General features: G+C 72.1%; 6 protein-coding genes and 1 pseudogene. 4 read left to right on the forward strand and 3 right to left on the reverse strand.

The features are described 5' to 3' along the window. The first annotated feature begins 100 nt into the window (after positions 1 to 100). Complete coding sequence (locus tag M8J74_RS37270) at positions 101 to 1,672, forward strand: purple acid phosphatase family protein (protein ID WP_249840674.1); 1,572 nt, start codon at positions 101 to 103, stop codon at positions 1,670 to 1,672. A gap of 52 nt (positions 1,673 to 1,724) precedes the next feature. Here the strand turns inward: M8J74_RS37270 and M8J74_RS44690 are convergent, their stop codons facing one another. After that, positions 1,725 to 1,856, reverse strand: a complete 132-nt coding sequence (locus M8J74_RS44690; RefSeq protein WP_267955930.1) for a hypothetical protein — start codon at positions 1,854 to 1,856, stop codon at positions 1,725 to 1,727. A 372-nt stretch (positions 1,857 to 2,228) separates the two neighbouring features. On the opposite strand from M8J74_RS44690, the gene M8J74_RS37275 reads away from it, so the two are divergent. Both M8J74_RS37275 and M8J74_RS37280 read left to right on the forward strand, forming a co-directional pair. Further along, positions 2,229 to 3,176 (forward strand): NADP-dependent oxidoreductase, encoded by a 948-nt coding sequence (locus M8J74_RS37275; protein ID WP_249840675.1) that lies wholly within the window; start codon positions 2,229 to 2,231, stop codon positions 3,174 to 3,176. A 48-nt stretch (positions 3,177 to 3,224) separates the two neighbouring features. Continuing rightward, positions 3,225 to 3,431 (forward strand): DUF5988 family protein, encoded by a 207-nt coding sequence (locus tag M8J74_RS37280; RefSeq protein WP_058923001.1) that lies wholly within the window; start codon positions 3,225 to 3,227, stop codon positions 3,429 to 3,431. 54 nt (positions 3,432 to 3,485) lie between these two features. Here M8J74_RS37280 and pruA read toward each other — a convergent pair whose 3' ends face one another. Continuing rightward, a complete protein-coding gene (gene pruA / locus M8J74_RS37285; protein WP_249840676.1) occupies positions 3,486 to 5,117 on the reverse strand; it encodes an L-glutamate gamma-semialdehyde dehydrogenase in 1,632 nt (543 codons plus the stop codon). 61 nt (positions 5,118 to 5,178) lie between these two features. Continuing rightward, entirely contained in the window at positions 5,179 to 6,105 is a 927-nt protein-coding gene (locus M8J74_RS37290) for a proline dehydrogenase family protein (protein ID WP_249840677.1), read from the reverse strand. Between the two features lie 107 nt (positions 6,106 to 6,212). On the opposite strand from M8J74_RS37290, the pseudogene M8J74_RS37295 reads away from it, so the two are divergent. Continuing rightward, positions 6,213 to 7,022 (forward strand): annotated as a pseudogene (locus M8J74_RS37295) (PucR family transcriptional regulator); the annotation flags it as partial.

Here is a 7,022-nt window from a genome sequence, read left to right on the forward strand (position 1 = left end):
GTCCGCGATACGGACATCGAGGGCGCGTCGCGTCAACGCGTCACCCCCGGTTCACCCTGCCGTATGACGGGCGTCGACCACCGCGGGGAACGTCACCGTCATGGACCTCCCCGACGTCGGCATTCCGTCCCCGCTCGCGCAGCGGATGAGCATGGCCGAGCAGCACGAGTACCTGCGGACGAAGCTCGTGCCGCGGCGCACGCTGGTGACGGCGGGCGCGGTGGCGGCGGGCGGGCTGCTGACGGGCTGCGGCAGCGGTGGGGCGCCGGGGACGGCGACCCGGTCACCGCGGGCCTCGTCCCCGGCCTCCGCGGTCGACGGTTCGGCCCTCTCCCCCTTCGGCCGCCACCTCGCCTTCGGCGCCGACCCGAAGACGCAGATGCGGGTGTCGTGGCAGGTCCCGCTGGCGGTGCGCGGGCCGTACGTGCGCCTCGGCGCGCGCCCGGACGACCTGGGCCGGCGCGTCCCGGCCGAGGTCCGCGGCCTGCACACCCCGGGCGTGACCGGTGTGCGCCCGGCCCTGCAGCAGTACTACCTGCACGCCGCCCTCGACGGCCTGCTGCCGGGCACGACCTACTACTACGGCGTCGGCCACGAGGGCTTCGACCCGGCCGCGCCCGCCCACCGCTCCACGATCGCCTCCTTCCGCACCGCGCCCGCGGCGCCGGAGAGGTTCGTGTTCACGGCCTTCGGCGACCAGGGCGTGAGCCAGGCGGCGGCCGCCAACGACCACCTCGTGCTGCGCCGGAAGCCCGCCTTCCACCTGCACGCCGGCGACATCTGCTACGCCGACACCAACGGCCGCGGGAGCACGTCGGACGGCTACGACCCGGCGTACTGGGACCTGTTCCTCAAGCAGAACGAGCCGGTCGCCAGGTCGGTGCCGTGGATGGTGACCACGGGCAACCACGACATGGAGGCGTGGTACTCGCCGGACGGCTACGGCGGCCAGCTGGCCCGCTTCTCGCTGCCGGACAGCGGCTTCGACGCGCGCCACTCGCCGGGCGCGTACACGTTCACCTACGGCAACGTCGGCTTCGTGGCGCTGGACGCCAACGACGTGTCGTACGAGATCCCCGCCAACCTCGGCCACAGCGGCGGCAGGCAGACGAAGTGGCTGGACGAGCGGCTGGGCGCGCTGCGGGCGGCGAAGGGCGTGGACTTCGTCGTGGTCTTCTTCCATCACTGCGCCTACTCGACGTCGACGCACGCCTCCGACGGCGGGGTACGCGCCGAGTGGCTGCCGCTGTTCGCCCGGTACCAGGTGGATCTGGTGATCAACGGGCACAACCACGTCTACGAGCGGACGGACGCCGTCCGCGGCGGGGCGGTCGGACGCGCGGTTCCCATCGGGGCCTCGACGGACCCCACGCGCGACGGGACGGTCTACGTCACCGCCGGCGGCGGGGGCCGGGACCTGTACGGCTTCCCCTCCGGCGTGCGGGAGAGCTACGAGGGGCATGTGACGCGCCACGAGCCCGTCGACACCTTCCGGTGGACGAGGTCACGGGCGGCCGCCAAGGAGACGGTGCAGTGGTCGAGGGTGCGCTACCGCGGCTTCTCGCTGCTGTCGGTGGAGGCGGTGAGCGGCCCGCGGCCGGTGCTGAAGGTGTCGGCGCTGGCGCAGAGCGGCGAGCGCATCGACCACTTCGAGGTGCGGCGCGGGGCATGAGCCCGCGCCGCACCCCTGACGGGCGGCTCCCGGCTGGTGGATGATGCCCGGCTCAGTGGCCGGTCGAACCGCCGTTGTCCCTGCGGTCCAGGGCGCGCTGGAGGGCGGCCGCGGCGTTCTTGCGGTCGGAATCGCTCGTGCGGGAGGTGTGACGGACTCGGCGGCGGGCGGTCGTCTCGGCCATGGGAAGTCGACTCCTTCGACATCGGGGAGTGCCATAAGAGGGGTTGCGAGACGCCGGAAGGGGCGGGGAGCGGTGCCGCAGGGGTGACCTGCTCGGGGCCCGGCTCCGGACCGCCATTCGCTTGTCGAGCGAGACGTTCGGCTCCTACAAAGCTAAGGGAGCCGGCCGTGTCTGTCTCCACAATTACTCGGACTTCCTACTATCTGAGACGGCGGATCGGGTCACAACGCTCTGAGCTGCGCTTTCGAGGCGGCGCGGGCCGGGGAAGTCTGGGACGATGTACGGGTCGGAGCCCGGGGGCCACGATGGACTTCAGGCGGTCGTGGACCGGCCGCAGGTCCGTGCTCGGTCCGTACTCGGGAGGGAGACCCGATGGCCACGGAAGAACCCCGCGCGACTGTGATCACGCAGCACCGCTTCGGCGGACCGGAGGTCCTGACGGTCGAGTACCGCTTCCGCCCCACGCCGGCCCCGGACGAGGTGCTGGTGCGGGTCCGGGCCGCGGGCGTCGACCCCGCCGACCTGCTGGCGCGCTCGGGCATCGCCCCGCTCCTCGGGGAGCCCCCGTTCACCCTCGGCCGGGACGTCTCCGGCACCGTGGAGGCCGTCGGCGGGTCCGTCACCCGCTTCCGCCCCGGCGACGAGGTCTTCGGCATGATCGACGCGGGCGGGTACGCCAGCCATGTCACCGCTCCCGCCGGCCGATTCGCCGCGAAGCCCGCCGGCGTCGACCACGTCCACGCGGCCGCCGCGCCGACGGCGGCCCTCACCGCCTGGCAGGCCCTGATCGACGTCGCCCGGATCGGTCCCGGCACCCGGGTGCTGATCCACGCCGCGGCCGGCTCCCTCGGTCACCTGGCCGTCCAGCTCGCCAAGGCGGAGGGCGCACACGTCGTCGCGACGGAACGGCCCGACTGCCACGGCTTCCTGTACGACCTGGGCGCCGACGAACTCGTCGACCACACCAGCGTCGACTTCTCCGACACCGTCCACGACATCGACGCGGCCCTCGACCTGGTCGGCGGCGACTTCGGCCCCCGCACCCTGAACACCCTCCGCCCGAACGGGCTGCTGCTGGCGGCGGTCCCCGGCGATCTGGGGCTGTCCCCGGAGGACGTGGAGGCCCGCGGGATGCGCTTCGCGGTCGTCCAGGCGCAACCCTCGGGCGACCGCCTCGCCAAGGTCGCCGCCCTTCTCGCGGACGGCCGCGTCCGCGTCCACGTCGAGGCGGCCCTGCCGTTCGCCGAGGCGGCCAAGGCACACGAACTGGGCGAGGCCGGCCACCTCAAGGGCGGCCTCGTACTCGTCCTGCCGGACTGACTCCCGGCCGGCAGACGCATCCGATCCGACACAGGGAACGGTGAGGTCATGAACGACACGGTCAAGGCACTTCTCGAAGGCGGCCCGCAGGACCTGCCCGCGCGCATCGTCGCGGTCTCCACGCCCGGCGCCGACCTGAAGATCGAACTCCGCAACGGCTACGAGCACTTCCGTCCCACGCCGCGCCAGGCGGACACCGCCGAGGGAACGCTGCCGGTGTACGAGTGGTGGGAGCGGACGGAGATGCCCGGCTGAGCAAGCGGACGGGCCGGGTCGTCGTGACCCGGCCCGTCCGTGTGTCCGCGGGCGTCAGCCCATGTGCGGGTAGGTGTAGTCGGTCGGCGGGACCAGGGTCTCCTTGATGGCGCGGGTCAGCGTCCAGCGCAGCAGGTTCTGCGGGGCGCCGGCCTTGTCGTTGGTGCCGGAGGCGCGGCCGCCGCCGAAGGGCTGCTGGCCGACGACGGCGCCGGTCGACTTGTCGTTGATGTAGAAGTTGCCGGCCGCGTAGCGCAGCTTCTCCATCGTGTACGCCGCCGCCGCGCGGTCGTTGGAGACGACCGAGCCGGTCAGCGCGTAGTCGGAGACCGACTCCATCTGCGTCAGCATCTCGTCGTACTTGTCGTCCTCGTAGACGTACACGGCGAGGAACGGGCCGAAGTACTCGGTGCGGAACACCTCGTTGTCCGGGTCGGTGCACTCCACGACGGTCGGGCGGACGAAATAGCCGACCGAGTCGTCGTAGGTGCCGCCCGCGACGATCGTGCAGGCCGGGTCGGACTTGGCGCGGTCGATGGCGGCCTTGTTCTTGGCGAAGGCGCGCTCGTCGATGACGGCGCCGATGAAGTTGGCCAGGTCGGTGACGTCACCCATGGTCAGGTAGTCGACCTCGGCCGCGAACTCCTCCTTGAAGCCGGAGTTCCAGATGGACGCCGGGATGTAGGCGCGGGAGGTGGCCGAGCACTTCTGGCCCTGGTACTCGAAGGCACCGCGGGTGAGGGCGGTCTTCAGCACCGCGCGGTCGGCGCTCGGGTGGGCGACGAGGAAGTCCTTGCCGCCGGTCTCGCCGACCAGGCGCGGGTAGGAGCGGTACTTCTCGATGTTGTTGCCGACCGTCTTCCACAGGTACTGGAAGGTCTTGGTCGAGCCGGTGAAGTGGATGCCGGCGAGGTCGCGGTGCTCCAGGGCGACCTCGGAGACCGCGATGCCGTCGCCGGTGACGAGGTTGATGACGCCCTTGGGCAGGCCCGCCTCCTCCAGCAGCTCCATCAGCAGCACGGCGGCGTGGGTCTGCGTCGGGGACGGCTTCCACACCACGACGTTGCCCATGAGGGCGGGGGCGGTGGGCAGGTTGGCCGCGATCGCCGAGAAGTTGAAGGGCGTGATCGCGTAGACGAAGCCCTCCAGCGGGCGGTGGTCGAGGCGGTTCCACACGCCCGGGGAGTTGGCCGGGGGCTGCTCGGCCAGGATCTGGCGGGCGTAGTGGACGTTGAAGCGCCAGAAGTCGACGAGCTCGCAGGGGCTGTCGATCTCCGCCTGCTGGGCGGTCTTCGACTGGCCGAGCATCGTGGAGGCGGCGATGGTCTCGCGCCACGGGCCGGCCAGCAGCTCGGCGGCGCGCAGGATGATCGCGGCACGGTCGTCGAACGACATCGCGCGCCAGGCCGGCGCGGCGGCGAGGGCCGCGTCGATGGCGTCGCGCGCGTCCTGCTGGGTGGCGTGGCGCAGGGTGCCGAGGACGGCCTTGTGGTGGTGCGGCTGGACGACCTGGAACGGCTCACCGCCGCCCATCCGCTTCTCGCCACCGATGGTCATCGGCAGGTCCATGGGGTTCTCGGCCAGCTCCTTGAGCTTGGCCTCCAGCCGGGCGCGCTCGGGCGAGCCGGGGGCGTAGCCGTGCACCGGCTCGTTGACGGGGGCGGGGACCTGGGTCACAGCGTCCATGGATTCCGTAACTCCTTGTACGTGAGCGGGTGTCGCGGGGAGGGGGCGGGAGGGGGCCGGCTCAGCCCTTACTGATCATGCTGCGCACGAAGAACCGCAGGTTGGCGGGCTTCTCCGCGAGCCTGCGCATGAAGTAGCCGTACCAGTCGGTGCCGTAGGCGGTGTAGACGCGCATGCGGTGGCCCTCGGCGGCGAGCCGGAGGTGCTCGTCGCCGCGGATGCCGTAGAGCATCTGGAACTCGTACTCGTCGGGCTTGCGGCCGGCCCGGCGGGCCAGTTCCTGGCCGATGGAGATCAGGCGCGGGTCGTGGGAGCCGATCATCGGGTACCCCTCGCCCTCCATGAGGATCCGCAGGACCCGCACGTAGGCCTTGTCGATCTCGTGCTTCTGCTGGTAGGCGACCTCGGCGGGCTCCTTGTACGCGCCCTTGACCAGCCGCACCCGGCTGCCGGCCGCGGCGAGGCGGCGGGCGTCGGCCTCCGTGCGGAACAGGTAGGCCTGGATGACGCAGCCGGTCTGCGGGAAGTCCTTCCGCAGCTCCTCGTGGATGGCGAACATCGAGTCGAGGGTGGTGTGGTCCTCGGCGTCGAGGGTGACGGTCGTGCCGATGGCGGCGGCCGCCTCGACGACCGGACGGACGTTGGCGAGAGCCAGCTCGTGGCCGCCGGGCAGCGCCTGGCCGAACATCGACAGCTTCACCGACATCTCGGCGCGGTCGCCCAGCTCCAGCTCCCCCAGCCGCTCGACGAGCTCCAGGTAGGCGTCACGGGCGGCGGCGGCCTGCTCCGGGCGGGTGATGTCCTCGCCCACGACGTCCATGGTCAGCTCCAGGCCCTGGCCCGTGAGCTCGCGGACGATCGGCACGATGTCGTCGACCGTCTCGCCCGGGATGAAGCGCTCGACGACCTGCTTGGTCACCGGGGCCGCCGAGATCAGGCGTCGCATCCGGTCGCTGCGCGACGCGGCAAGAATCACGGGACCCAGCACGGGGCACCTCCACAAACCAGCAGATAGAACCACCGTGAAACCTAAGGATCCCTCCGATCGTCAGCCATCGACAGCTGTCACGCATCCGTGCCGCAGATCTCAGACAGATGTATGAAGCGACGGCGGTCGTGCGGGAGAATGCCGGTGTGACGGCGGACAGCAGAGGTGACTACCAGGAACTGGTCGACGAGATCTCGGAACTCCTCGGCGCCCCCGCGACGCTGGAGAACCGCGACTTCGAGCTGATCGCCTTCGGGGCGTACGACAGCGAGGACGAGCTGGACGCGTCGGCGCTGGACCCCGTGCGCACCCGCTCGATCCTCACCCGGCGCTCCACCGCGGCCGTCCGCACCTGGTTCGAGGGCTTCGGCATCACCCGGGCGACGGGCCCGGTCCGGATCCCGCCGACGCCCGAGGCCGGCGTGTACCGGGGGCGGATCTGTCTGCCGGTACGCCACCGCGGCGTCGTCCTCGGCTACGTCTGGCTGCTGGACTCCGACCCCGGCCCGACAGACCGGCAGCTGACGGCCGCCATGGAGGTCACGGTCCGCATCGGCGCCCTCCTCGCCGACGAGGCCCAGCACGGCGCCGACCTCACCCGGGAACTGCGGGCGGTGCTGACCGCCGAGCGGGACTGGCGGCGGGACATGGCGGTGGCCGAGCTGCGCACCGCCCTCGGCTCCCGCGCCGACGGCCCGCACACGATGGTGTGCGTGGCGCCCTGGCCCTCCGCCGACCCGGACGACGCGCCCTCGGTGCGCACGGTGCCGGGCGCGACGGCGCTGTGTACGGTGCCGTGGGGGGCCGACGCCCAGTGCCTCGCCCTGCTGGTGCGGCTGCGCTCGGCGGACGTGCTGACCCCGGCGACCTCGGCGGCGGGGCGGCTGCTGGAGCGGGCGGGGCGGCTGGGCCCGGCC

Origin of the sequence: Streptomyces panaciradicis (assembly GCF_023516615.1) — a bacterium.
GTDB classification, from domain to species: domain Bacteria; phylum Actinomycetota; class Actinomycetes; order Streptomycetales; family Streptomycetaceae; genus Streptomyces; species Streptomyces panaciradicis.

What these genes read in the sequence shown, in the direction of transcription:
- M8J74_RS37270 (WP_249840674.1), top strand. Translation starts at nt 101, where the DNA reads ATGGACCTCCCCGACGTCGGCATTCCGTCCCCGCTCGCGCAGCGGATG.
- pruA (WP_249840676.1), bottom strand. Translation starts at nt 5,117, where the DNA reads ATGGACGCTGTGACCCAGGTCCCCGCCCCCGTCAACGAGCCGGTGCAC.
- M8J74_RS44690 (WP_267955930.1), bottom strand. Translation starts at nt 1,856, where the DNA reads ATGGCCGAGACGACCGCCCGCCGCCGAGTCCGTCACACCTCCCGCACG.
- M8J74_RS37280 (WP_058923001.1), top strand. Translation starts at nt 3,225, where the DNA reads ATGAACGACACGGTCAAGGCACTTCTCGAAGGCGGCCCGCAGGACCTG.
- M8J74_RS37275 (WP_249840675.1), top strand. Translation starts at nt 2,229, where the DNA reads ATGGCCACGGAAGAACCCCGCGCGACTGTGATCACGCAGCACCGCTTC.